Origin of the sequence: Paraburkholderia sp. GAS348, assembly GCF_050434205.1 — a bacterium.
In the GTDB taxonomy this organism is placed as follows: Bacteria; Pseudomonadota; Gammaproteobacteria; order Burkholderiales; family Burkholderiaceae; genus Paraburkholderia.
The window spans coordinates 577,768-602,267 of record NZ_JBNPVT010000001.1; the positions used below are offsets into that span (position 1 = coordinate 577,768).

The following is a 24,500-nucleotide window of genomic DNA, read 5'->3' on the forward strand; positions in this document are numbered from 1 at the left end:
GCGAACCCGCGTTTAAGTCAGCATGACGGACCCGATGGCGCCGGGCTAGTACTTGAGCTCACCTGTCGGACAGGTAGCCATTCACCCACCCAGCACTTCCAGCATCTGGGTATTCAAGCCATTGACGAAAGCGTGCTCACCGGGTCCCGGGTTCTCGCGGAACTCCTTCGCACGTTCAACCAGAACCTCGTCCACATCGGTCCCGAGGACAGCAATTGTTTCGTCGATGAAGGCGTCAAGCGGCATCGCCTGCTCGGCTTCGCGGCTGTTCATGAGGTCCGTGCGCACCTAGGGCGGTGCGATCTCGAGTACGCGAACCTTCGTGTCCCGCAGCATGAAGCGTTGCGACAGGACGTACGAATGCAGCGCCGCCTTGGTCGACGAATACACGGCAGTCACGGCCAACGGCACGAAAGCCAGGACCGAACTGGTATAGGCGACGACAGCGTCGTGCCTGGTCTTGAGGTGATCGATCAGCGCCGACGTCATGCGGATCGGCCCCATGAGGTTGGTCGTGATGGTGGACACCATCAGCGCGTCGTCCATCTGGCCGCCCGCCTGGTCAGGCTGCATGATCCCTGCGTTGTTGATCAGCACGTTGAGATCGGGGTAATCCGCGATCAGTTGCGCCGCTACCCGCTCGATGCTGGCGGGGTCGGCGATGTCGAGTTCGATTGCCGCCATACCGGGATTCGCCGCCACCACCTCGTCGAGATGGCTGCGCCGGCGGCCGCTGATGATGACCTTGTTACCGCGCGTATGGAGCGCTTCGGCTAACCCGCGGCCAATGCCTGAACCGCCGCCCGTGATGAAGATCGTGTTTCCGGTGAGTTTCATGATCGTTTTCCTGTTGATGCAGATGTAGGTGGGGGTGCCGTGGTCAGCCGGGGAACCGGTCGCCGAACATCGGCAGGCCACTCGCGGATTCGGTCCTGGTCGCTTCGTCCTGGAGGACGTCCCAGTGCTCGGCGAGCTTGCCGTCCTCAAAGCGGACGACGTCGGCCGCAATCCACGCAGCGGGCCTGCCCATCCCAGTGAAGCGGCCATGTGCGATGACATGGTCACCCTCGGCCACGATCAACTGGTTCTCATAGCGCAAGGTGTCAGGCAGCGTGCGGACCAGGTCGAACAGACCGTCGCGTCCCGGCGCAATATGAGCGCTATGCTGAATGTAGCGGTCGGACCAGAAGCGCTCGGCTGCAGCGTAGTCGCGCTTGTTGAACAGGGTGTCGAACGCTTCCAGTACGAACGCCTTGTTCTGTTCCGGGGTTGTCTTCGTCATGTTGAGACCCTCTTTAAAGATTCAGGTGACGACGTCGTCACGCGTCGGATAGCCGTTGTGCTCTCTGCCGCCTGATTGTTCGGGCAAAGAAGGCTATACTTAAGACAATGGTGAGTGACATTGTCATTGAGAGGAATTGTGGGCGCTCGTCATGGCAATGTCAATGGTGATCGACATTGTATTTCTCGATGGATTTGATTGGGCCGTTATGGGCCGAAGGGGGGAGAGTGGGTGTTTCCAGGCAGCAGGCGGTTGAAAACCGGCGCGCGATCGTGGCAGCCGCCGAGAAGCTGTTTCGCGAGCGTGGTGTCGATGCGGTCGGGCTCGCCGAACTGATGAAGGCGGCGGGCTTTACGCAGGGCGGTTTCTACAACCACTTCAAATCAAAAGACGCGCTGGTCGCCGCCGTGATGGAGAAGGCGATGAAAGATGGAGGAGAAGGTTTTGCCTCCATCACCGAAGACGCCAGGTCAACTGACGCCGACCCGCTCAGGCACAACATTCAGTGGTACCTGTCCCACGAGCATCGCGCGAATATCGATACAGGTTGCCCCTGGTCGGGTTTTGTAGGCGACGCCCGCCGGTTCGACGACGTCGCGCGCGGCTCTTACGCAGAGGGTCTCGCGGTGAACCTCGAACGATTTGCCAAGGTCATCGAAGAGAGCACGGGGATCAGCGAAGGTAGCCGCAGGAAGGCGATCACGTTGTTCAGCCAGATGGTCGGTACGCTGCTACTTTCGCGCGCGGTTGCAGACGTTGACCCGGCGCTCGCGGATGAAATTCTTGACGAGGGCCGCGAGCATCTCCTCACCGCCGTGGACACGCAACCTGGAATTCAATCGCGTGGCCGCTCGCGTCGAGGGTAGCGCAATGTCCGTTACGTAAAATCGAATGCTCTGATAGTCGCGGCACGATGCTGTTACGCAAGGCGCCGCGCTCAAGGTTGCGCAACTTACTTGACGCTGCTGGCCACAAGCGCGGCGGCGAGAAGTAAAGGCTTGACGGTCTCCATGATTTCTCCGGTTCCGTACCGTCAAGGCGTTCGGCTCAGACGATTGTCAGCGTGACGTCGATGTTGCCGCGGGTCGCGTTCGAGTACGGGCAGACCACGTGAGCCTTGTCGACCAGCGTCTGCGCCGCTTCGCGTGCCATGCCGGGGAGCGAGATCTTCAGTTCTACTTCGATGCCAAAGCCATTCGGGATCAGGCCGATGCCGACACTGCCGTCAATCGAGACATCAGCGGGGATAGCGATCTTGTCGCGGGCGGCGACGAATTTCATGGCGCCGAGGAAACAGGCGCTATAGCCTGCCGCGAAGAGCTGTTCAGGATTGGCGCCATCGCCGCCTGCGCCGCCCAGTTCTTTCGGCGTGGTCAGCTTGAAGTCGAGGTTGCCTGCGGGCACCACGGCGCGGCCGTCGCGGCCACCGGTGGCGTGAGCTTGAGCGCGGTAGAGAACTTTATCGAGTGACATGGTGAAGCTCCTTTCAGTAGGGTGAGTGATCGAATTTACTATCTACTACTAGATTGATTCGTTCGCGAAACAAAAGCGAATGAACCGGGTTGTTTCTGCCAGTTTTACATCTTCCCCGGATAACTATCTACTCAAAGATAGGCGGCCGGGCCAAACAAAGAGGCGGCGTACCGCCTCGCAATTGACTGCTGCACTGACTGCTCTACCGCGCGATCCGCACCGTCGCCTCGACGTCTTCGAGCCGGGCTTTGGTGTGAAACAGGCGGCTGGCCAGCACGCTGCCCTGAAATGCCGCGAACAGCGCGCGCGCCGCGTTTTCCGGCTTGCCGTTCACCGCCAGCGTGTGCTCTTGTGCGCCTTGCACGAGCACCTTTGCCAGCCAGTTCTCGTTGGCCTTGAAAAACGCCTGCACCGCTTGCCGGATGTTGTCGGGCAGCGACTCGATGTCGGCGGCCAGCATGCCGCACAGGCAAATCTGATTGCCGTCGCCAAGCGTCTTGCCAAACAGCTTCGCGTACTTGCTCAGCTTTGCGTCCGCTGGCAACGAAGCGTCAATGCCGCGGAGACCGTTGAATACCTCGTTGCTGTACGCATTGACCGCTTCCAGAACCAGATCGTCTTTCGACGGAAAGTAGTAGTGGATACTCGGGGTCTTGACGCCGACCAGGCTGGACAGATCACGGTAGCTGAAACCGTTGTAGCCGCGCAGCATGATGAGCGTGACTGCGTGGTCGAGAATCTGTTCGCACACTGATGTTGTCGTTTCCATGGATCGAACTCTATCTACTCATAGATAAAATGTCAAGCGGTTCCCATGCCCGGGACATGCGTGCAGTGCCTGTGATCGCGGATCAGTCCGGCCGCCGGCCAATTGCGCAAAGGCGCACGGATCGGCTAGGCTGGTGACATTCACAACCACAGAGAGGAAAAGCAGTGAACAAGCAGGAACTGGTGGATGCAGTCGCCGCGAAGACGGGTGAGAGCCTGTCGCTGACGCGTTGAGCGACTCATGGTTGGTGATTAGCGGACGGTCGCCACTCCGAGCTGAGAGTCTCCGAAGGGGGGCGACGATTGCCGTCGCTATCGTGCTTTATTTTTCGAGCGCCCCAGGCAGACGACGCCAGGCCAAAGACCAGCGTCCAGAAGGATCAATGATGCGCGCATCGCTGTAATACACCAGGCCAGTGGGAGACGGGCGGTTCTTTCCACTCTAACGCGGCCTTTGTGGATGGCCGGTGCCAGGCAGGCACGACCGATGATGCACGGATAATGTGAAGTGCATTTAGAGAGAAGGAGTATCCGGTGCGTCTAGGTCGCCCGATCAAGGCATTACCCCAGCCCTTGTGCGATTACTGCAGCGCTCACGCCACGCTCGTGAAATACGGCGAGGCGTCGTATCCCTACCGCGAGGACCACGGCGCGCTATGGGTCTGCACAGCGTGCCAGGCGTGGATCGGCATCCACTCACGCAGCACACGGAACGTGCCGCTGGGGCGTTTGGCCGACGGTGCGTTGCGCGACGCGAAGAGCCGCCTGCACGACACGCTCGAGCCGCTGGTCGCGGGCAAGGTCAGGCGCGATCGCGTCAACCCGTTTGAGGCCCGTGCGAAAGCCATCCGCTGGGTCGCGGGCGAACTCGGCTTCGAGCCGGTATCGGCGTCCATCCACAACCTGTCCCTCGACCAGTGCGAGCAGGCGATCCGGCATGTCGAAGCATTCATCGCGCGTCGCGGTGCCGCTTCGTCAGAAGGTAACGTTTAAGCGATCGCCTGCCGTGGCCGATCGCCGTCGGGCAGTGAGCGGCCTCGAAGCGACAGTCGTCCGGTGCTGTCGAAGGGGCGGTCATGGTGCCATGGCAGCCATTTAGAGAGTCGGAAAACAGGATGGACGACTGCCAAGTGTTATGCGCGGCATGGGCATCAGGGCACAGGGTTGCGAATTGAACAGTCAACGACGATACGTTGTCCTGCACCATAGCCGCCCATGACGGCCTGCTTCTATTGGCCCGAATTGCCAACCGTTTGCAGTGGTGGACAGGCGGTCTCCGCCATTAGTCGCGTCGACGGTACGGGGTTGGCATGCGGCCTTCACAGACGAGATCAGCCATTCGTGGACGCTCGTAGACGGTGATGCGGCGCTATCTGGCCAAAAAAAAGCCGACTGCGTTGGGGGCGGCTAAAGATTTTGGCTAGTCCGCGGCTGCGCCAGAATCTGAGAGAGTATTTCAGCGCATTATCCTTATTGGCAGGTCGAGTCGCCTGACAAATTGGGCGTACGCAAGCAGGCCGTGTTGACCGGTGAGTGCTCTGGAGCGGTGAGCAGGGCTGAGGCTATCGACTCCTCACCGATTCCTGACGCAGTTCGGCGAGAACAGAGTTGGTGAGTTCAAGCAGCGTCGAGTGGTATTTGGCCGGCAGGGCCACATCGTCCATCAGCGACAGGATATCTTCAATGCCCTGCGGGAATGACCGGGTGATCGAGACACGCTGCAACGTCGTGAGATGCGGCAGGACTGCATCATGGAACGTGCCCATAACCATCGCCCTTGCTCCGAGAACACCCATTTTCCTTGTGTTGGCGGCCATAATCTCGACTACCTGGCCCAGTACACTGTTCGTATTGCTCAATTTGCCGATCCGTTCAGGTTGCTTGACTGTTTGCAGCAACGGTATCCGTCGCGACCATGGTGTTCCTGTCTGCAGGGATGACTGGTGCCGTCTCTGCCCTTTCAACGTTGCACGACGGGGCGTCCGAACTTTCGGTACGGACGCCGACAAACATGGTTCGCGCTGTCGGCGAATCACCGGCGATACGGATGGCCACCTAGAAGCTGTCCCATTCTCCACGCTCGAGGGCTTGCGCAGCCCTGACAGGCTGCGCTGCGGGCCGCTGCGGGATTGGCGCCGCCAGCGCTCGGGCTCGCGCCGGTGTCGCCGTCGCGTGCGTTTGCCCGACACGGCGGATGACCTCGGCGTCGCGTGAGGCGTTCAGCCTGAACATCGAAACGGAAGTTTTCAGATCGTTCGCCTGCGACGCGAGCGAACTGGCGGCCGCTGCCGCCTGTTCCACCAGCGCGGCATTCTGCTGGGTGACTTCGTCCATCTGCGTGACGGCCTGGTTGATTTGGCCGATACCCTTGCTCTGTTCCTGCGATGCGGCTGTGATCTCACCCATGATGCCCGTCACGCGTCTGATTTCGTGGGTGATCTCACGCATCTTCGCACCCGCATCCCGCACATGGCCGGCACCTGCCTGCACGCGCTCCACGGAATCGTGGATCAGTTCCTTGATTTCCTTGGACGCCGCCGAGGAGCGCTGCGCCAGCGAACGCACTTCCGAGGCCACCACCGCAAAACCCCGACCCTGCTCTCCGGCCCGCGCCGCTTCGACGGCCGCATTGAGCGCGAGGATATTGGTCTGGAAGGCGATGCCCTCGATGATGCCGACAATGTTGGCAATCTTGTCCGAGCTGGCATTGATGCCATCCATGGTTTCGACCACGCGTGACACCACGGTGCCGCCCTGTTCGGCCACCTGGGCGGCCTGCGCTGCGAGCTGGTTGGCCTGACTGGCATTGTCGGCATTCTGGGCGACAGTCGAGGTCAGTTGCTCCATGCTGGACGCAGTTTCCTCGAGCGAGGCGGCCTGTTCTTCGGTACGCTGCGACAGGTCCTGATTGCCCGCCGAAATCTGGTGAGTGGCGGTGGCAATCGAGTCGGCCGAAACCTTGATCGTGCTGATCGTATGCGTGAGCTGCTCCTGCATACGCTTTATCGAAAACAGCAGGCTCGAGCGGTCGTCCTGGGCGATCTTCACTACGGCAGTCAGATCGTTATTGGCTATCTGGTTGGCGATATCGGCGGCATAGGATGGCTCGCCGCCCAATGAGCGGATGATGCCGCGGTTGAGGAAGACCACGACAACCGACAGGGCTCCGGCGAGTACCAGCAGAATCCCGAGGCTCTGATACAGCGACGAGCGGAATGCGGCATCAAGGTCGTCGACAAAGAGCCCGGTCGTGAGAATCCAGTCCCACGGCTGATAGGACACGATGTAGGTGATTTTCGGAGAAGCTTCTGTTCTCCCCGGTTTCGGAAAAGAGTACGCGGTAAAGCCCTGACCGTCATGCTTGCTAACAGCGACCATATCCCTGAAGATAGTGACGCCGTTCGGATCCTTGTAGTCGTCAACGTTTGAGCCATCCATCTGCGGGCTGGTCGGGTGCATCAGGACTGTCGGCTGCGAATTGAGGATCACGAAATAACCGTTGTCCCCGTACCGCATGTTCCGGATGCTGTCCATGGCGCGCTTCTGGGCTTCCGCTGCCGACATAGAGCCGGCGGCCACCTGATCGCCAAAGGTCTTGACCACACTCAGGGCGATCTCCGATGCATGTTTCAGGTCCGCCTTGCGCTCGTCCAGCCGCATTTCTCGAGTCTGGTAAGCGTTGTAGATCGATATTCCGGCGAGACACAGCAGGCTCAGGATCAACGGCAACCAGAGTTTTTGCGCAAAAGACAGCTTCATGTGCTTACCGACCTTTCGGATTGACCAATGTGTAGGAGAGGGCGCGGAAGCTCACTTTGCAGGGTGGGCTTCGACGGAATACGTACAGATAACGGCGCAAGATCGATTGCGATTAATACTCGATCCAGGAACAGTCTCTTACGGATATTGCACAATACTGGCTGCCGGTATGTGATATAGGAAGGTGCGGACGCCACGGAAGAAAAACGCCAGATGCCAGAACTGGAACTCGGGGGAGCGGACAAGAGACGATCAGCGCTTGGTGGATTCCCTCACATTCAGGGCGACAAATTGGCCGGCCGGGATTCCCAGGGACAGGTTTTTCGCCGCTGACTTGCCACGGTCAGCGCCGCGGCATCACCCCGTTTTTCTGATGCACAGAATCCGTGAGCACCGGCCGGCAAGATACGCACGCCGGCATCTGGATCTGACCTCGGCATGTTGCGGCACGTCGCCGACAAACCGAGGTACAGACTCGTCGGCTGTTCGCCGGCGCGACCGTTCTCCGGGATAGAGCTAAACGTGAGACGATGGATCGCTCAGGCTCCGCTGGGTGTGTGCAGTTGGGTCGCGGGCGGCTGCTTTTTTGCGAGGTTGGGACATTCGGAAAAGCTCACCGGAGGGCAGCAAGGGGTCGACAGCCTCTATTCGATTTCTCCGAGACGGTCATTAAGTAATGACCAAGTTCGGGCAGGCTCGAGTGACTGTCGTGGCCGATATTCCGCCGCAAAGGGCATCGTCCTTGTTGCCGTCACGATCTCTTCAATCAGTGGTCGACATGAAAGGCAACTGTCGTTCTCAGGCAATGCCGCCAACGGAAACACCTTCGCCAGGGCGGGTAAGCCCCTCTCTCGAATTCGCGTCACCAATCCGTCCAACGATTTCGGTTCAGGCACCGTGGAGCAAGTGAGCGAATTCATTAGCAGGTCATTGGTTGACAAGGCCAGACGGTCTAAGGAATTCGGTATGTGACCAGCATCATCATGCCAGTGGAGGGAATTCGAGGAGAGGCGAAAGTGATGAAGGTACCTGACGACTTTCCTCGCGATGTCACCCCAACCGTGCTTCGCGCTTGGAACGATCGGTTCTTCAACCGACTTGAAAGTGCATTCACCCAAGCATGACGCAATTAAATTGATCAATCGGCTGACACAAAGCGAGCGACGACCTTCTGTGCCGGAACAGTCGATCATCCGCCCGCCCCACGAGATGTAGATCACCGTCGAGGTCTTAACCCAAACTGCTCTGCACGGCTGAGCAAGCGCTTCGCTGCCGCGTAGGTCGGTACCTCAACGAGATGCCCATCCATTTCCACCTGCGGATCTCCCAGCTTTTGAGCCTCCTCGAATGGTGGTAGCGAAACGGCCCTGCCAGCCCGTTCGACGTGATTGGCGGTCAGGCTAGCGTTGATGGCCAACACTTTTGAGCGAAGTGTCGATACGCGCGTTGCGTTGCTCTCATACGCGTGCCCAATCATATGCTCGCAGGTCGTAAAGCCATTGTGTTACCGACACTGAGCGGACGTTTTCATCGCTTCCACAAGCTGAGAAGTGGTGAGAATCTGGTGAGCGTATGTCGGTCCGTCAATGTTCAGTGCGGCGTGTAGAGCCTCTTTTGAGCGCGCAGCAGTTGCATCGCGTACCAGCGTTACGTGATATCCCAACTCCATACCGATTCGCGCAGTCGCTTCGACGCACGTATTTGCGAGAAGGCCAATCAAAATGATCTTCTCCTTTCCGTAGCGTTTGAGTTGATGGTCAAGATCCGTATTCGGAAAGCCGCTTGAAGCCCAATGCTCGGTCGCGACGATATCACCGGGCTGCACCTGGAAATCGTCATGGAAGGTGCCCCCCCACGTTCCCTTTGCGAAGGTTTGCCGTTCGGCAGCGCCAAGTTGATAGGGGGACGGGTATTTCCAGTTGACATAGTCACCCGACTCCCATCGATGATGCGGAACATGGTAGATCGAGATACCCACCTCCCTTGCCGTCCGGACAACGGTGCGGAGGTTTTCTAGCATGTTGTTCTCCTTCGCGATGTCCTTAACCCAAGGAAAAAGCTTGCCTCCCTCGCTAAGGAAGTCGTTGTAGAGATCGACACACAATACGGCAGTAAGTTTAGGCTCGTAAGTGACCATCGCAAATTCCAGAAAGTGAACGGAGCATACCCAGCCTGCAGCCCAGTATCGATCGAAAAAATAAATGTCGAGTATAATTTATTCTATCCGCGCTTCGTGATACCTGACAAGGTTTTGTGTGCCCCTTTGAGTGATCTTGCTCGGTATGTACGTGCTTGGAAGCCTTGAACAGCCGCGCCATTCGCATCGACACTTCCGGAAGCGCAGTCGACTAGGCGGCGCGCCGTCGTACCGGTCCCTTGAGCCCGCTCACGTGCGAGTCGCGCGTGAGCGGCGAGTTTTGCTTGAGGTGTCAGATGTCCGGGATATGCGACGTGCTGACGCCTACAATCGGGGTCCAACTGAAACAGTGTGGAAATGCGGATAGGCCGGTTTCCCAGCTCGAATATCGAAGGAGCTCTTTATGGGACGTTCGAATCGCGAACAGGCGGACAAGAACCGCCAACGCATCGTTGATGAAACTGCGGCGACCATGCGTGGCCTAGGTGTTGCCGCGGTCAGCATCTCAGAGATCATGGCACGCGTGGGCATGACGCCCGGTGGTTTCTACAATCACTTTGCCTCGAAAGACGCACTGATAGCCGAGGCTTGCTCGTCAGGGTTCGCACGGTCCGCTGAAAACTGGAGAGCGAAGACGATATCGCACAAAGGGGCCGTAACCGGTACGCTCAAGCGGCTCGTCTCGTACTACTTCGCTAGCAAGCCTATCGAGAAGACTTGCCCCATGGTCGCTCTTGGGCAAGATGCAGCTCCGCCTCGTGCGAGTGAAGGTTTGAGTCAGGCCTATCGTGAAGGTGTCGAGCAGCTATTCACGACTTTCGCGGACATCGCGCATGTCGATCCTTCATGCTCGCTGTCGCCCGAAGACCTTGTCGTGGTATTCGCCGCGATGGTTGGTGCGAATATGCTGGCTCACTCTACTGGAGACAGGACCTGGGCCACCGAAGTCGAGCGCGTTCTCGTCACGCCGCACAGTCATCAAGCGTCCAATGTCTAAAAGCCGATCGGATATTTCATGTCGTTAACGGAAAGCAATGTTTGCGCGGAGATGCAGTACCGGGGTGTGGTCTGGCTTGCGGGATGGGCGCCTGCATGCCTTTTCCAGCGACCGTCGCACCCTTTGTCCTACGCGGCGTGACGTTGGCTGGGGGCATGATGGTACGCCTGTCGATTATTGAAGCAACCACTAGGAAACGACATCATGAACTACACTCCTGCGCTGGCCGAATTGGTAATCGAACAGATATCCGACGCCGTCATCTTTGCGGACTGCTCGGAAACGATCGCACGGTGGAACCGTGCCGCTGAGACACTGTTCGGCTACAGCGCGAACGAGGCGGTCGGCAGAAAGCTTGATCTGATCATCCCCGAGCACCTACGCGCCGCGCACTCGACGGGATTCGGGACGGCAATCGCGAACGGTACGACGAGACTGCATGGACGGCCAACCTTGACCCGCGCGACACACAAAAGCGGACGCAAGCTCTACGTCGAAATGACGTTCGCGCTGGTGAAGGCCCTGGATGGGACGGCGCTTGGTTCGGCGGCGGTCGCGCGGGACGTGACGGCGCGCATCGAAAAAGAACGCGCTACCCGTTCTGTAAGCACGGCAGCGAGCGCAATTTAGGCGAGCCACAACTGACGTCACGTCGCGCTCACGGCCATGCGACTGAAAATTCCAACTTCGTTCACGCAAGACTAGCTCGTGGCTCGGCGGACAAATATAGGGCTGCATAACCCGAGGCCCGCGGAAGGCGAAAAACCGAGGGAACCTGAGGGAGTGACCGTCAGTGCTTTCTCCCCCCATACTCAAAATTCAACAGGCGACGTGCGTGTAGTGGCAATACATAGATCGTTGGAAGCGAACTGGTAAGGAACAATACAATATGGCGGATCTTGTTAGCAATATGCGGATCTTCGTCCGTGTGGTCGAGAAGGGTTCCTTCACGGCGATCGCGAAGGAAATCGATATGACTGTCGGGCAGGTTTCACGCGCCGTAAATATTCTAGAAGAGCAATTGCAGGCGGTCCTCTTGCACCGGACCACGCGCCATCTATCGTTGACAGATTCCGGCGGACGCTTCTATGAACGTGCAAAAGCGATCCTTGCGGATTTTGACGCTGCTGCGGAAGACGTGCGCAACGCTAGCCATTCGCCTGCGGGCCGCCTGCGGCTACACTGCGCACCCGGGCTCGCGCAAAGCCTAGTCGCCGCAGCGCTGGCACGCTATCAGGTAATCTGCCCCGATGTCCAGGTCGAACTGAAGATCGAGCAGTGCATGCCGAACCTCGTCGAGGACGGCTACGATCTTTCACTGTTCTCCGCAACACAACTTCCCGACTCACTTTACGTTGCGCAGCCGCTCGGCACAGCCTATTCGATAATGGTAGCTTCGCCGGGCTACCTTAAGCTCAATGGTGCACCGCGTACACGAGACGATCTCGCGTCTCACACGCTCATCGAGTTCGATTCGCCGGTGGCACCACCAAACGAATGGCATCTCGAAAGCGGACAGGAGTCGCATCTACTGAATATCCCGAAGTCGCCCCTCCAGACGAATGTGCCTGACGCAATGCGTGCAGCATTACTGGCCGGAGCGGGAATTGGTGCGCTTGCTACGTACTCTGTGGTGGATGACCTTGAATCTGGTGCGCTCATACGTGTGCTGCCGCAATACCGCCTGCGTCCTTTCACCGTATTTGCAGTGTATCCGTCTCGACGATTCCTCGATGCGAAAGTGCGGACAATACTCGACCATCTGCGGGAGACGCTTTCGCATTCGCTGAAGGATGTGATAACACGCGTCGAGGTGCTTGAGCGGACCGATGAGGAAGGCGTGAGCCTTCCCCATAGCATCTGAGAACTGCAATTTAAACTCTGTGCAATTCTCCGAAGTTGCACAACACCGCCACCCGTTCACATTTTCATGCCGGCAGGCCACACGCCGGACGGTTAACGTGGCGTTCGCCGATCGGGGATATGCAGGCGGCGAACCCGCGCAGGCTGCGCTTGACGAGGGGATCGAGCTTGAGGTGATCAAGTTGGCGGAGGCGAAAAAAAGATTCGTGCTGTGGCCGCGCCGCTAGGTGGTAGAGCGCAGCTTCGGTCGCTTGAATTGCTTTCGCCGGGCCGCGCGAGATTACGAGCGCTTACCCATGACGCTCGCAAGGCTTCATCTCGTAATCTTTGCGGTACTGATGCCCGTCGCAAACCTGACAAAACGCGCCCATCAAGCTCTATGCACGACTACCTGCGGTCGGTCTGATCGACCCGATCATCTCATGATGAGAAGCATCACTGCCATGTTCACGTTCATGGCGACACGACACGCTACCGTCGGTGCTGTGCTGCGGGCTGAGGTGGCGCCAACTGATATTTTCCGGAGACTGTAGTGTCGACCCGGCAGTTGAGCGAGTATGTCCCAAGCCCCGCAACAGACAAGGATAAACGCGAGCGCCAGAGTCGGAAGTTTGAACGGCTGTACCATGCTGCTGCTTTCCGCTCCCCCCCTGCAGATGTCGTCAGTCATCGTGAGGGCGGCGAACATGTAGACCGCGGCCGCGCAGTGCAACATATGTGCAGCGCGATGCACGCTCGCCAGAGACCGCAGGCCGTTCACCCTGGTATCGGCTAAAAAGCGCCATGCGAACCACACAGTGAGCAAGCCAAAGATCGCCTCCCATGCGTGTGACGGCAGAGTTCTAATGCTCGGTGCCAGCATTCCCGTCATCGCGACACCCATCAACAGATACGCAATGTCAGTATCGGCTCCATCTGAACACCGCGAAGACGAGCAAGGCCCGCCTGGCTTAACAGCTGAAAGCCAGTTGGCTGGTAACTTGGCGGCTCCGAGGCGGATCGTGCTTACTGCCGTGACGACCAGCATGAGCGCAGTCAGAATGCCCAGCAGCCAGGGGGGAGGCATCATGCGACGGTTCCTTTCAACGTAGCTCCGTGGCCAGTGCGGGCCAACACCGTGGCGACCAGAAGACAAGCGCCATGGTGCGCTCGCGTTGCCGACATGCGCGTCTGGGCCGTTTGTAGCTTGCGATGGGTTGGGCCGGCGACAACGGTCATAGCGCGCTTGATCATCATTTGTCACGAGGCGTGACCCGGAGGCGGCGGCGAGCGGGAGACCGCAGTATTCGGAGATAGACTTCGGCGCGTGCGGCGTGGAAGATCACGACGCACGCGCACACCGATGTGCACCGTGGATGCGGTGCCATGCCCACGGGGTCAGAGCGACCCTGTTCCAGGGCCACTCAAACCGATACGAACAGAAGTGCAAAGACTTCCTTAGTACTGCAGGTTGGGGAAGCCCCCGCCCTCTCCGCGTCCTTCGCGCGTCAGATCGAGAACACCGTAGATTGTCCAGATCGCATCGAACGAGCTGGTATCGCCGCGCTTGTACGTCGCTTCGCTCCCCCAGTGGTGGTGGATTCCGTCCGCGTCGCGGGAGAATACGTTCAAGGAGGCGCGCTGCCCGCCGTCTGGCGTTTCAGCGCGGTAATCCCGGTTGAAGGTGTTGTTCCGCGAGGACAACAGGCGCAAATTGTGCCAGCCGCGTTCACGTGCGTAGGTGCCGAGCCGTTCAGGGCTAGTCTTCGCGACGACGACGAGGTTGGCTCGCTCGGCAACGTGAAAGGCCGCGCCCTCGAGCCCGTCGACAATCGATGTGCAAGACGGACACGGCTGCTCGACAAGCGGCAGCTCGGCAGTCTTGCCTCCTGGGGCTCCCGCTCGTTGGTCTTGTGACCAGCGCGGAAACATCATGTGGTAAATGATCAGTGAGTTCTTGCCCGGCTCGAACAGTTCCGACAGCTTCACCTCGCTTCCATTGTCGGCAGACTCGAAGACGTAGTCCTCCTTGATCAGGCCGCCCGCAGGGAGTGCCCGGCGCATGGCGGCTACTCGCTCGTTCAGCTCTTTGAGCTCTAATTCTGCCTCTAACAGCTCACTACGTGCGCGGCGGTATTCATTCGACTCGCCGGGGAATCTGGCATTCGGGTCGAGGAGTACATCCCTCCACTTGTTCATGTCGCGTGGCGTGCCCTTGAGAACCATAGTTTCCATCCTTCTCTATGCTCTGAACTCTGTTCCTTGCGTAGTGTGAAGATCAGAGCGTCCGTTGGAGATTGCGAAGAGGGTACTGCGTACTACGCCGTCAGCGGGCGTATGTAAACCGGACCTACCACGTGGGTATGGGATGCCAGGAAATCATAGGTATATGCATGAATGGGGTCTCCTACCTGATAATCCTCCGTTATCCGTTATCTCTGGCGGATAACGGAGGGGTCTGTCTTATACCTGTCGCTCGACGATCAGTTGCTTTTGGGTGCCGAGTCCTTCAATCCAGAGCGTAACAACGTCGCCTTTATTGAGGTAGGTCGGTTCGGGCTTCATACCCATGCCGACGCCCGGGGGCGTGCCGGTGGTAATCACATCGCCCGGAAGCAGCGTCATGTAGCGGCTGCAATAGGCAACGAGTTCCTTGACCGTGAAAATCATGGTCCTGGAGTTACCGCCCTGACGACGCTCGCCGTTGACGTCGAGCCACATGTTCAGGTTTTGCGGGTCGGGCACTTCGTCCTTGGTCACGAGCCACGGGCCAATCGGGCCGAAGGTGTCGCAACCCTTGCCCTTGTCCCACTGGGAGGATTGCAGCTGGAAGGAACGCTCGGATACGTCGTTCACCACGCAGTAGCCGGCGACATAGTCCAGAGCTTCTTCTTCGGAGATGTACTGCGCCTTTTTGCCGATCACAACGCCGAGTTCGAGCTCCCAGTCGAGCTTCGTCGAGTGCGGAGGCACGACGATGTCGTCGTTGGGGCCACCGATGGACGTCGTCGACTTCATGAAGATGATGGGCTCGGTGGGAATGGCCATGCCAGCCTCTTCGGCGTGGTCGCGATAGTTCAGACCGATAGCAATGAACTTCGAGATGCCAGATACGGGTGCGCCGATGCGGGGATTTCCCGGGACGAGAGGCAGCTCGGACAGCCGAATTTTTGACAATTTTTCGAGCTCACTCGCCGAAAGATGCGCAGGCGTGATGTCGGACACGTAGCCGGACAGGTCGCGCAGTGCACCTTGCTCGTCAAAAATCGCAGGCCTTTCCGCGCCAAATTCGCCATAGCGACAAAGCTTCATTTTGTATCTCTCCAAGTTAGGGGCTGGAAGATCGTTACAGGGCAGCCCGGTTTTTTCTTTGCCACGCACAGCAGAATTGACGAAGTTGATTGGCCACTGGCCTTCGAGGACACGGCGCACTTCTCCCGGTGCACCGGATTGCAGGCCGGCCAGCGTGTCGCGGCTGTCTGCGATCTCCCCGAGAATGCGATTTCCAATGTCGATGGAATCCCAGGCGCAATCTGTCAGGACAACCTTTGCTTTCACTTTCATCTCATGCTCTGGCGTGTCATTAGCCTGCACCCACCTGGCTGCCATCAGGTGAGTTTGATTTGAAAATCGTCCAGGGCTTTCTATAGCAGATTGACCGTGCAGGTTTTGGGCGCTGAAGCCGATACTGTTGCGCTGTTTCCGCGATCACTCGCGGTCCATAAATGATTCAGGTACCCACGCGTAAGCGTCACCATCTGGACGAATATGTCCGACACCCGGATAAGGCAAATGCGGGGCGGCGACGAGCACTTGCGTGCGAGAGAACTCGGCGAAGGCTGATCTGCGACTCTCCACCGCGCCGGCGGGATCCACGTCAAACGCGATTGTGAATTCAGGTTCGGCAAATTGCAGTGCGGCAATATGAACGATATCGCCGACAAACACGAGGGTTTGGCCTTCGCTGGTTAGTGCGTAGAAAGCTGAGCCAGGTGTGTGTCCCGGGTGGAGTGACGCCGTAATGCCGGGGACAATCTCAGTGGTCTTGTCGAAAGGGCGCAGTTGACCCGACTCCGCATAGGGTTTAACTGTTAGTACTGCTTGCTCGAATGTGTACGGAAGTGCATCCGGCCGATATGCGGATGTGGCCGCCTGTTCCGGGTCAAGAAAGAAATCGACGTCCGGCTTGCCGACATGTACAAGTGCATTCGGGAACATTCGCTCGCCTGCCATCGTGAGACCGCCTGAATGGTCCACATGAATGTGCGTAATTAAAATGTCGGTGATGTCTTGAGGTCCAAGCCCTGTATGCTCGAGACGCGTGAAAAGTTTTCCGCCGACGTTAATTTGGCGGAACAGTTCTCCGGCACCCGTATCGACAAGAATCTTACGGTCATTCAGTTCAATCAGGTAGACGTTAATCGACGTCTCGACCTCCCCGCAAAGAAATGCCTTGGCCAACAGCTTCTCCAATGTCGCCGTATCTTTGCCGGAGATCAGTGTGGGCGCATTGAGAGGAATAGTGCCGTCAGATATAACGGTTACCTTTGCGGCGCCAACTTGCAGGCTATAGAGCGGTGCGACTTGCGGCAGTCTGCCGATGTTTGAGAAAGAAGGGCGCGAGTTGGTGATTTTTCCGCTAAATGACGACTCACCGAGTTCGGAACTACAGGAGCAGAGTGTTTGCATGGTGTTCATCCTGTAAATACGTAGATCAGCTGCAACCAGGATTTTGTGATTGCACGCATTTACGTCGTCGAATAAGAAACGCCACGGATAGGCGTCGATAGGTGCACGTTGCTCAGGTACTGGCCGAGCAGTTTCTCGAGGATCAGCACTGCCTTGATGGTAATTCTGGATTGCGCGACGGTCGCCTGTTGGGATGCTGCTGTGGCGGCAGGGACGATGTCTTGAATCTGGTCCAATGTGGTCACTGGCTTATGTGTAACTACATCGGACGTTGCGAAACAATAGAGTAATATTCCTTGATAAAAATGAATATCATGCTCTAGCGCGGCGTTTTGAGTCGATAGCTATCCTTTCCAACTCTGCAGAAAATCGAGCAGTTGGGCATTGACAATCTTAGGCTGCTCCTCCTGCGGCATGTGTCCCGCCTGCGCAATTGCGTATGTCCGTATGTCGGTTGCCATGGAGCGCCATACCTCGGCCATATCAAACATTTTACCGACGGCGTAGAATTCGGCACCCCAAAGCGCCAGCGTCGGCACCTTGATGGGCACATGTGCGTCAACCTTGTCCTGCGCGACGTCTTCGGCGTTCGCTCGGTAGTCGGACATTGCTCCACGGACGGCACCAGGAGCCTGGTATGCTCGAACGTATTCCTCGAACGCATCGCCACTAATTGCAGTTGGATCGTAGCACCAGTCCGTGAAGAAATGGCGGAGCCACACGCGCTCGTTGCCTGCAATCAGTGCTTCCGGAAGATCGGGAACCTGGTGGAACAGGAAGAACCAGTATGCCTTTGCAATCTGCGCATTCAGCCGCTCAGCGACCACTCGCGTCGGAACGTTATCCATCACAACGAGGCGGTCAAGTCTGTGCGGATGGTCCTTAGCGAAGCGCGTCGCTACTCGTGCGCCTCGGTCGTGGCCCACTAGCGCGATACGGTTGATGTCCAACTTGTCAAGCAGGGCAAGCAGGTCGTTTGCCATCGTGCGTTTGTCATATCCTGCCGCGGGCTTGTCCGTTGCCCCATAGCCACGCAAGTCTGGCGCAATCACACGGAAATGTTGCGCGAGCACGGGAATCTGATGACGCCACGCGTAATAGGTCTCGGGGAATCCGTGAAGCAAGACGACCGTGGGTCCGTCGCCTGCTTCTACATAGTGCTGACGAATGCCGTTTGCCTCAACGGTGTGATGAACCAATTCAATGTCTTTCATGATGTCGTGCAATCATTGGCCAAAGTAGATAGGTTGATACCGGGCATGTTTCGCGCCGATCCGGAGACACACGTGAAGTCTAGGACCAAGCAGAGGGGCGATAAAGGCGCTTTCGAGGTAATGAATTTCCCTGGCAGTAGACAAATCGCAATATGTTCGCTAAAGAATCGAACAAACCAGGTGTTAATACCGATTTAAAAATTGACGCTTACTTGATCTTCCTCAGTGGTATTTCGGCGGGACTCCGGATGGAGGCTCCTCGCTTGCAATTAACCGCCATGCGCTTGCCCTTGAAGAGAGCGCCAGCGCGAGTCCGTCGCGAGCACCACGCTTTTAGCGCGCAGCGTCGCGCCGCTTGCGGTGCCGATCTCAACGGTCTTCACACCCGGCACGAGCATCTCGGCACTGCAGATTCATGATGTCGACGTCGTAGGCGCGCACGTGCTACTCGAGCGCGGTCGCGAAACTCAGTCCTTCCGTTTCCTGCACCGATACGAAGTCTCGATCGCCATCGTGTAGAGCACGTGACCGCCGAAGCGTTCGGCGGGCACGCCGGTGCGAATGTCTTTGTGCGCCGCGTCGATCGCAGCCGCCGCGCCAGCGGGGCCGCAGCCGCCGGCAAGCATGTCAAAAATCTTTTTTGCGTTGAGCGTTTTCCGCGTTGCGCGCGGAGGCGCCGGTGTCCAGCTTCGCGAGAAGCTCGCCGACACCCGCCTACCGGTGGAGTTCAGCAGATAGCAGCCTGAACTTGATTTGAAGAATGCGTCCGTCACGAGCAATGCTCGCGAGCGCGAAAGCGTTTCTTTTAGCATTGTTTCCATTGCTGAGAAGGTGTTTTACGCTTTGGGTAATTTTGCGGCGAAAAAAGAATGGAAATCGCTCAAACCCAGGCCGGCTGGATATTCCCCGGTTGGCGCTTCAGTAGCAGAATCGTAGGCGTCACTTTTTCGCTATTGAAAGTGGCTGCGACTTGTACTTACCATTGCGCCTGCGGAACGCACCATGGCAACGGAAATGAACCTTGCATGGATTATTTTTTATAGCTATGTACTACTTATAATATAGTCGATCGCCATTCCGGATTTTCGATATGGGATATTTCGTCTTTTTTTGCGAGAGCGGCCTGGATGTAGTGCGCGTGATCGCTGCCTCACGTCGGGCGCCGTCTGCCTGGTTTGCTCTCGGGCCCGCTGGTTGTCAAGCAGATGCCGACATAAGCGAAAGCGGCGAGAATTTCTGAAGCTGACGTCAGAACGCCGCAGACGGGGAATGTGTCGCCGAGTCAGGACGACTGTGTACTTGAACGGGTTTGGATCGGCTGCACTGACCGGGCAATTGATTGTGGCCGGTCACGATCGGTTAACGTAGTTACGGATTTTACTAGAAGTCAGGTGGCTCCAATCAAAAGGGGTAAGCCTTGAACAGCATGGAGCATGGATATGTCAAGTAAAGAGGTACTAAGTAAGCTGCGAAGTGTGGTTGCAGCAACGGATCTGTTAACTGGTGAAGACGAGAAGGTTTTTTATACCAAGGGTTTTCGGGTTGGACACGGCAAAGCGCTCGCAATTGCGTTGCCCCGCACGCTACTGCAACTTTGGCAGGTTCTTGAGGTTTGTGTTGCGAATGACGTAATCATCTTGATGCAAGCGTCGAACACCGGCATCACCGGAGGCTCGACTCCAGACGGCGACGATTACGATAGAGATCTGATAATCGTCAGCACTCGGCGTCTTGGCGGACTTCAAATCATTGATGACGCGAGGCAAGTCATTGCATTCCCTGGATCAACGTTGACTGAGTTGGAAAATGCCCTTAAGCCATACAATAAAGAACCGCATTCTGTCATTGGTTCTTCATGTATCGGCGCATCGGTTATCGGTGGAATCTGTAATAATTCCGGCGGTTCGTTGATTCGGCGGGGGCCGGCCTTTACTGAAAAATCCCTTTTCGCCAGGATCGACACGAGTGGAAAGCTTCAACTCGTCAACAATCTCGGAATCAAGCTAGGACGGGATCCGAAAACCATTCTCGAGAACCTCGCTTCACGTCAGTACACGACGGGCGATTCGCCAGACTGGGACGGAAAGTTGTGGGCGGAAGATTACGCAAAAAATCTTCGTGACGTAACTGCGGATAGTCCGGCTCGTTACAATGGGAATCCGGAATATTTGCACGACAGCGCCGGTAGTGCAGGAAAACTTGCGGTCTTTGCCGTTCGCTTGCCTACCTTTGATGCCCCGGCGAATACCACCACCTTCTACATTGGAACTAACGACGAATCTGAATTGGTCCAGCTCCGTCATTTCCTTTTGACAAGCTTGTCTCAACTGCCGATCCAGGCGGAGTACATTCATAGAGGCGCGCTGGATCTCTCGATTCGTTACGGGAAACACATCTACAAGGCGATCCGGCGCCTAGGTCCTGAGAAGATCCCGGAATTGATCGCACAAAAGGCGAGGTGGGACAGATTGGTTAAGCGCGTTCCCTTGCTTCCCGAAAACACCGTGGACAAGGCAATCCAGATCTCCAACGCACTCACTCCAATTGGTCTGGCTGACCGCATCCCCAGCTATTTGGATCTGTATGAACACCACCTGGTGATCAAGGCGGATGAGCGCGATGCAGCGGAGATGGCTACACTTCTCGAACGCTTTTTTGCAACTCGCACAGGGAAGTACTTCAAATGTAACGAGGACGAAGCTCGCGACGCGTTTCTTGTACGATTCACCGTCGGTGCCTGCACCATCTGCTACTGCGAAAGTCACGGAATTGACACCAACGAAAGGTTGCTTGCATTTGATGTGGCACTACGTCGAAATGACACTGAGTGGCGCCTGAAGTTGCCGCCTCACCTGCGAGAGCAGGTCCTGCTGGACTCTTGCTGCGGACACTTTTTCTGCTTTGTAAATCACCAGGACTACATCCTGAAGCCCGGATACGACGCCGTTCTCTTCAAGAAAGAGGTATTGGCATACCTTGAAACTCGCGGTGCAAAATACCCCGCGGAGCATAACGTCGGCCACCTGTACCACGCTTCTGAAGGTTACGAGGCGCAAATGAGGCAGCTGGACCCGACGAATAGCTTCAATCCTGGTATTGGGAAGACGAGCAAGAAAAAATATTGGCATTAGAGAAGCCGAGGGATGTCGAAAATCAAGCAAAATTCGACATTCCGACACTTGGCTTAGTGTTAGCCAGGTGGGGGAGTTTCGTCTGCTACGCATGCAGCTCCATTTCACCGACCTCAGGTCCCGTCACTAATCCGCTGTTTTTTGGTGATCCGGTGTGGAGCGACTATTCGATTGGCCCATGGGCGGGTTCCTGTGGCCATATCGACATTGACACGGTCGGCGTAGCAACGGCTCCCAGGCTGGTGTAAATCGAACTCCTGCGGCACCGATCGGAAAATCTGGATCCCAGAAGCCAGAGTGCAATTGTGCGGCTAAGCGGGGGCGTGATGTCGAGCTTTTCGCTGCGCGATCGAAATACTCATCTCGTGCGGCGCGCGTCGGTTCGTCCGCGATGTTCGCGCCGCGGATGAAGCATGTTGCATGGGAACTCAACTGAAACCGAAAGTACCAACGAACGGCGTATGCGTCAAGGACCTCGGGGCGGATTGCGAAGTTGTCGTAGTTGACCACTGAGTGAGGCTTGACACTGGCGTCGTGGAGACGAGTTTCGACCTCAGTGCGAATGGTCTCTACGTCTTCGAGACCGGCGACTTCGTGCTCCTCAAAATTGTTGAAGAACAGACTTTGCGCCGCGTCGTAGCTGAACCGTTCGTTGAGCTGTAATCTGAGAATTGCAGCGCGCAACCCATAGGCACTAAACGGAATATCCTCTCAGGCGCTCACGCTCGCAAGATCACAATGAGCAGTAGCGCCGGTCTATCATGCTCGGGAGTCGCGCAGAGCGTCTGCCACGAATTCGAGTCGATCCTGGCCGAAGAACAACTGATCGTCGACAAGGAACGACGGGCACCCGAATACGCCAAGTCGCGCGGCTTCTTCGGTATTTTGCTTGAGTTCGTCCTTCACTTTCTGGACAGAGACGCACTGCAGGAAGTCGTCCAGAGAGATGTCAATCGGAGCAAGAACCTCTGCAAGCACAGATGGGTCGTTAAGATTCTTGGACTTTGCCCACATTGCCTCGAACACCGTGTCGAGGTAAGGACGGAAGAGGAGCGTATCCTTGAAGACCACAGCGCCTCGCTGGATAACCAAAGTGTTGATCGGCCAAAATGAATTCACCTCAAACGGCACGCCACGCTTTTTTGCGCATAGTGCCATGTCCTTCCAAAACCAGGCTCTTTTCGTGGGCACGTCGGTCGGCCCGCTATTGCCGATTGACTTGAGTAAGGCGCCGAGGAGGACAGGAACCCATTCTATCGAGGCCGCACCTTGTTCTGCAATTTTTGGGAGCTCGCAATAGGCGAGGTAGGAAGCAGGGCTACCAAAGTCAAAAAAGAACTTGAGCTTTCGAGACATATCAGTACCTTTAGTGAAACTGGGGCGGCGCATCATTCGATTTACTAACGTTCCATATACGGTCACACGTCGAACTCGAATGTCTACGCTGTCAGCTGTTGTTGATGGAGGTTCCAGTAGTTTACGCATTATGCGCCGGATTGAGAATGCCATCGATCTCTTTCGGCTTGTAGCGTTCCGGAAAGAGTGTCCGGATGAACTCGGTGTCGATCGAGCCGTCGATTACCAAATGTCCTAAGTGAATGTCTTCGGGGCCCAGTTCGCGTGCGATGTTTTGCGCCAAGTCTCTCAGGCCATTTTTGGCACCGGAGAATGCAGAGAAACCGGTGCCCCCTCGCACGCTCTGTGTTGCCCCGGTAAAAATAATCGCGCCACGTTTGCGCGGCAGCATCGTCCGCGCTGCCTCCCGTCCGGTCAGGAAGCCGGTGAAACTGCCCATTTCCCAGACCTTGTAGTACTTCTGCGCCGTTGTTTCCACGATACTGAGCTGCACGTTCGCGCCAATGGTAAAGACCATCACATCAATCTCTCCGATCCCAGCCTCGATGTGCGGGAACAGAGAATCGACCTGCTCTTCTGTTCGGGCATCAATGCCAAAGGCGTGAGACTCATGACCGTCGACCGAAATCGTGTCCGCCAGAGGAGCAAGTTTCTCCGCATCACACCGAACGGCCGCGATAGCGAAACCTTCGCAGGAAAACCGCTTTGCGATTGCGCTGCCTGGTGCGTCAACAGCCCCAATGATGAGGGCTATCGCCGAGTCGAGCGGCGATGGGAGCACGGATTCCGCATGGGTGAGCACGTCGAAGCTGCGTTTACCGTGATAGTAGCCCGTGCAGGATTGTGCCGTCCCTCCAAAGGACATGGACTCAATGAGCACTTTCATGTTGACCTAATTTGGATCGCTTCGAGCGCCATGCTCGAAACTCCTGGGCCAAGTACGGGCTATTCAGCTTAGCTTACCAGCAGAAGCTCAGTGCTCCTCGAACACCTGCGTGTCGCGTGCAATCACGGTGGGCATGAGCTGACGCAAGAACTCTATCCAAGTTCGTATCCTCGCGTCCGTATCTCGTCGAGACGGATGACCGAGAGATTCGGCATCACGCGGCTGGCGCTGGTTGTCGGCGGTTCAATGGCGGCACAGCAGACCTACGAGTGGGCCGTGAGCTATCCGGAGATGGTGCTTCGCGCGGCGCTTATTGCAGGGACTGCGAAGATCACCGAGCACGACTTCCTCTTCGTTGAAACGCTGGTTGAGGCAATCATCACCGATCGCGGATTCAAGGGCGGCGACTACGCTACGCCTGCCGAGGTGGCGGCCGGCTTGAAGCGGCACGGGAAGATGTGGACCGTGATGGGTTGGAGCACGGAGTTCTTCCGTGCCGCGCGCCACAAGGCCCTAGGCTTCGATTCGATGCAGGCCTTTGTCGATAATCTTATGACCGGCTACTTCGCGCCGATGGACCCGAACGACCTGCTCGCCATGACTTGGAAGTGGCAGCATGGAGACGTGAGCAGGCACATTGGCGGCGACCTTGCAGCAGCGCTTGGCCGCATCAGGGCCAAGACCTTCGTGATGCCGATCAGCCATGACATGTTCTTCTCGCCAGCGGAATGCGAGGCCGAGCAGAAACTCATTTCCGGAAGCGACTTCCGGTCGATCTCGAGCATCGACGGACACTTGGCCCTCTTTGGAACCGACGCTGAATGTCTGGCGCAGATCGACCTGCACCTGAAGACCTTGCTGGCCACGTCGACATGACCGGAGCCGACTGCCGGAGGCGACTGGTTTGTTAGCTTCGATCGCGTTTCGCGCGCGCGAGGCATGGTCGCCCGGCAGGCCATGGTCGTT

General features: G+C 57.2%; 22 protein-coding genes and 4 pseudogenes. 10 read left to right on the forward strand and 16 right to left on the reverse strand.

All coding sequences use genetic code 11. The features are described 5' to 3' along the window. Window positions 1-81: 81 nt before the first annotated feature. Both P3T22_RS02700 and P3T22_RS02705 read right to left on the reverse strand, forming a co-directional pair. Window positions 82-837, reverse strand: a pseudogene (locus P3T22_RS02700) (SDR family oxidoreductase). Between the two features lie 43 nt (window positions 838-880). Next, window positions 881-1,282: a nuclear transport factor 2 family protein gene (locus P3T22_RS02705; RefSeq protein ID WP_063498538.1), complete on the reverse strand. Its 402-nt coding sequence runs from the start codon at window positions 1,280-1,282 to the stop codon at window positions 881-883. A 227-nt stretch (window positions 1,283-1,509) separates the two neighbouring features. Here P3T22_RS02705 and P3T22_RS02710 point away from each other — a divergent pair, with 227 nt between their 5' ends. After that, a complete protein-coding gene (locus P3T22_RS02710; RefSeq protein ID WP_063498539.1) occupies window positions 1,510-2,148 on the forward strand; it encodes a TetR/AcrR family transcriptional regulator in 639 nt (212 codons plus the stop codon). A gap of 181 nt (window positions 2,149-2,329) precedes the next feature. On the opposite strand, the gene P3T22_RS02715 is transcribed toward P3T22_RS02710, so the two are convergent. After that, window positions 2,330-2,755 (reverse strand): organic hydroperoxide resistance protein, encoded by a 426-nt coding sequence (locus tag P3T22_RS02715; protein WP_063498540.1) that lies wholly within the window; start codon window positions 2,753-2,755, stop codon window positions 2,330-2,332. Window positions 2,756-2,957: 202 nt separating this feature from the next. Continuing rightward, window positions 2,958-3,524, reverse strand: a complete 567-nt coding sequence (locus tag P3T22_RS02720) for a TetR/AcrR family transcriptional regulator (protein ID WP_429324146.1) — start codon at window positions 3,522-3,524, stop codon at window positions 2,958-2,960. Window positions 3,525-4,057: 533 nt separating this feature from the next. Here P3T22_RS02720 and P3T22_RS02725 point away from each other — a divergent pair. Continuing rightward, complete coding sequence (locus P3T22_RS02725; protein ID WP_063498542.1) at window positions 4,058-4,516, forward strand: zinc-finger-containing protein; 459 nt, start codon at window positions 4,058-4,060, stop codon at window positions 4,514-4,516. A gap of 569 nt (window positions 4,517-5,085) precedes the next feature. Here P3T22_RS02725 and P3T22_RS02730 read toward each other — a convergent pair. Continuing rightward, window positions 5,086-5,421, reverse strand: coding sequence for a hypothetical protein (locus P3T22_RS02730; RefSeq protein WP_429324147.1), 336 nt, complete (start codon window positions 5,419-5,421; stop codon window positions 5,086-5,088). A 157-nt stretch (window positions 5,422-5,578) separates the two neighbouring features. After that, the gene (locus tag P3T22_RS02735; RefSeq protein ID WP_063498543.1) at window positions 5,579-7,282 is read right to left on the reverse strand and encodes a methyl-accepting chemotaxis protein; all 1,704 of its coding nucleotides are present in this window, start codon (window positions 7,280-7,282) and stop codon (window positions 5,579-5,581) included. 968 nt (window positions 7,283-8,250) lie between these two features. Between P3T22_RS02735 and P3T22_RS02740 the strand changes: the two genes are divergently transcribed. Continuing rightward, window positions 8,251-8,406: a hypothetical protein gene (locus tag P3T22_RS02740; protein ID WP_158515313.1), complete on the forward strand. Its 156-nt coding sequence runs from the start codon at window positions 8,251-8,253 to the stop codon at window positions 8,404-8,406. Window positions 8,407-8,786: 380 nt separating this feature from the next. On the opposite strand, the gene P3T22_RS02745 is transcribed toward P3T22_RS02740, so the two are convergent. Next, entirely contained in the window at window positions 8,787-9,419 is a 633-nt protein-coding gene (locus tag P3T22_RS02745; RefSeq protein ID WP_063498544.1) for an isochorismatase family cysteine hydrolase, read from the reverse strand. 403 nt (window positions 9,420-9,822) lie between these two features. Between P3T22_RS02745 and P3T22_RS02750 the strand changes: the two genes are divergently transcribed. The 5 genes and pseudogenes from P3T22_RS02750 to P3T22_RS02770 all read left to right on the forward strand — a co-directional run. Then, entirely contained in the window at window positions 9,823-10,416 is a 594-nt protein-coding gene (locus P3T22_RS02750) for a TetR/AcrR family transcriptional regulator (protein ID WP_063498545.1), read from the forward strand. Between the two features lie 33 nt (window positions 10,417-10,449). After that, window positions 10,450-10,568, forward strand: a pseudogene (locus tag P3T22_RS02755) (oxidoreductase); the annotation flags it as partial. Window positions 10,569-10,620: 52 nt separating this feature from the next. After that, complete coding sequence (locus tag P3T22_RS02760) at window positions 10,621-11,046, forward strand: PAS domain S-box protein (RefSeq protein WP_063498546.1); 426 nt, start codon at window positions 10,621-10,623, stop codon at window positions 11,044-11,046. A gap of 259 nt (window positions 11,047-11,305) precedes the next feature. Then, window positions 11,306-12,280, forward strand: a complete 975-nt coding sequence (locus P3T22_RS02765; RefSeq protein WP_063498547.1) for a LysR family transcriptional regulator — start codon at window positions 11,306-11,308, stop codon at window positions 12,278-12,280. A gap of 70 nt (window positions 12,281-12,350) precedes the next feature. Beyond that, window positions 12,351-12,620 (forward strand): annotated as a pseudogene (locus tag P3T22_RS02770) (transposase); the annotation flags it as partial. A 74-nt stretch (window positions 12,621-12,694) separates the two neighbouring features. Here the strand turns inward: P3T22_RS02770 and P3T22_RS02775 are convergent. The 7 genes and pseudogenes from P3T22_RS02775 to P3T22_RS02805 all read right to left on the reverse strand — a co-directional run. Beyond that, window positions 12,695-13,348: a DUF5134 domain-containing protein gene (locus tag P3T22_RS02775; RefSeq protein WP_429324148.1), complete on the reverse strand. Its 654-nt coding sequence runs from the start codon at window positions 13,346-13,348 to the stop codon at window positions 12,695-12,697. A gap of 368 nt (window positions 13,349-13,716) precedes the next feature. Continuing rightward, window positions 13,717-14,484 carry a DUF899 family protein gene (locus P3T22_RS02780; RefSeq protein WP_201788178.1) on the reverse strand — a complete coding sequence of 256 codons (768 nt, stop codon included), beginning with the start codon at window positions 14,482-14,484 and terminating at the stop codon, window positions 13,717-13,719. A gap of 237 nt (window positions 14,485-14,721) precedes the next feature. Next, window positions 14,722-15,570: a fumarylacetoacetate hydrolase family protein gene (locus tag P3T22_RS02785; protein ID WP_063500632.1), complete on the reverse strand. Its 849-nt coding sequence runs from the start codon at window positions 15,568-15,570 to the stop codon at window positions 14,722-14,724. Window positions 15,571-15,966: 396 nt separating this feature from the next. Beyond that, window positions 15,967-16,947 (reverse strand): MBL fold metallo-hydrolase, encoded by a 981-nt coding sequence (locus P3T22_RS02790; protein ID WP_429324149.1) that lies wholly within the window; start codon window positions 16,945-16,947, stop codon window positions 15,967-15,969. A 59-nt stretch (window positions 16,948-17,006) separates the two neighbouring features. Next, complete coding sequence (locus P3T22_RS02795; RefSeq protein WP_158515314.1) at window positions 17,007-17,183, reverse strand: hypothetical protein; 177 nt, start codon at window positions 17,181-17,183, stop codon at window positions 17,007-17,009. Window positions 17,184-17,291: 108 nt separating this feature from the next. Next, window positions 17,292-18,161 carry an alpha/beta fold hydrolase gene (locus tag P3T22_RS02800; protein WP_063498550.1) on the reverse strand — a complete coding sequence of 290 codons (870 nt, stop codon included), beginning with the start codon at window positions 18,159-18,161 and terminating at the stop codon, window positions 17,292-17,294. 293 nt (window positions 18,162-18,454) lie between these two features. After that, window positions 18,455-18,875, reverse strand: a pseudogene (locus tag P3T22_RS02805) (alkyl hydroperoxide reductase subunit F); the annotation flags it as partial. A gap of 725 nt (window positions 18,876-19,600) precedes the next feature. On the opposite strand from P3T22_RS02805, the gene dld reads away from it, so the two are divergent. Then, on the forward strand, window positions 19,601-21,292 hold the full coding sequence (gene dld, locus P3T22_RS02810; RefSeq protein ID WP_063498552.1) for a D-lactate dehydrogenase: 1,692 nt from the start codon (window positions 19,601-19,603) through the stop codon (window positions 21,290-21,292). A gap of 759 nt (window positions 21,293-22,051) precedes the next feature. Here dld and P3T22_RS02815 read toward each other — a convergent pair. Both P3T22_RS02815 and P3T22_RS02820 read right to left on the reverse strand, forming a co-directional pair. Beyond that, on the reverse strand, window positions 22,052-22,648 hold the full coding sequence (locus tag P3T22_RS02815) for a 2-hydroxychromene-2-carboxylate isomerase (protein WP_063500633.1): 597 nt from the start codon (window positions 22,646-22,648) through the stop codon (window positions 22,052-22,054). Window positions 22,649-22,769: 121 nt separating this feature from the next. Beyond that, on the reverse strand, window positions 22,770-23,534 hold the full coding sequence (locus P3T22_RS02820) for an SDR family NAD(P)-dependent oxidoreductase (protein ID WP_429324150.1): 765 nt from the start codon (window positions 23,532-23,534) through the stop codon (window positions 22,770-22,772). A 195-nt stretch (window positions 23,535-23,729) separates the two neighbouring features. On the opposite strand from P3T22_RS02820, the gene P3T22_RS02825 reads away from it, so the two are divergent. Further along, window positions 23,730-24,410: a hypothetical protein gene (locus P3T22_RS02825; protein ID WP_429324151.1), complete on the forward strand. Its 681-nt coding sequence runs from the start codon at window positions 23,730-23,732 to the stop codon at window positions 24,408-24,410. The last annotated feature ends 90 nt before the right edge of the window (window positions 24,411-24,500 follow it).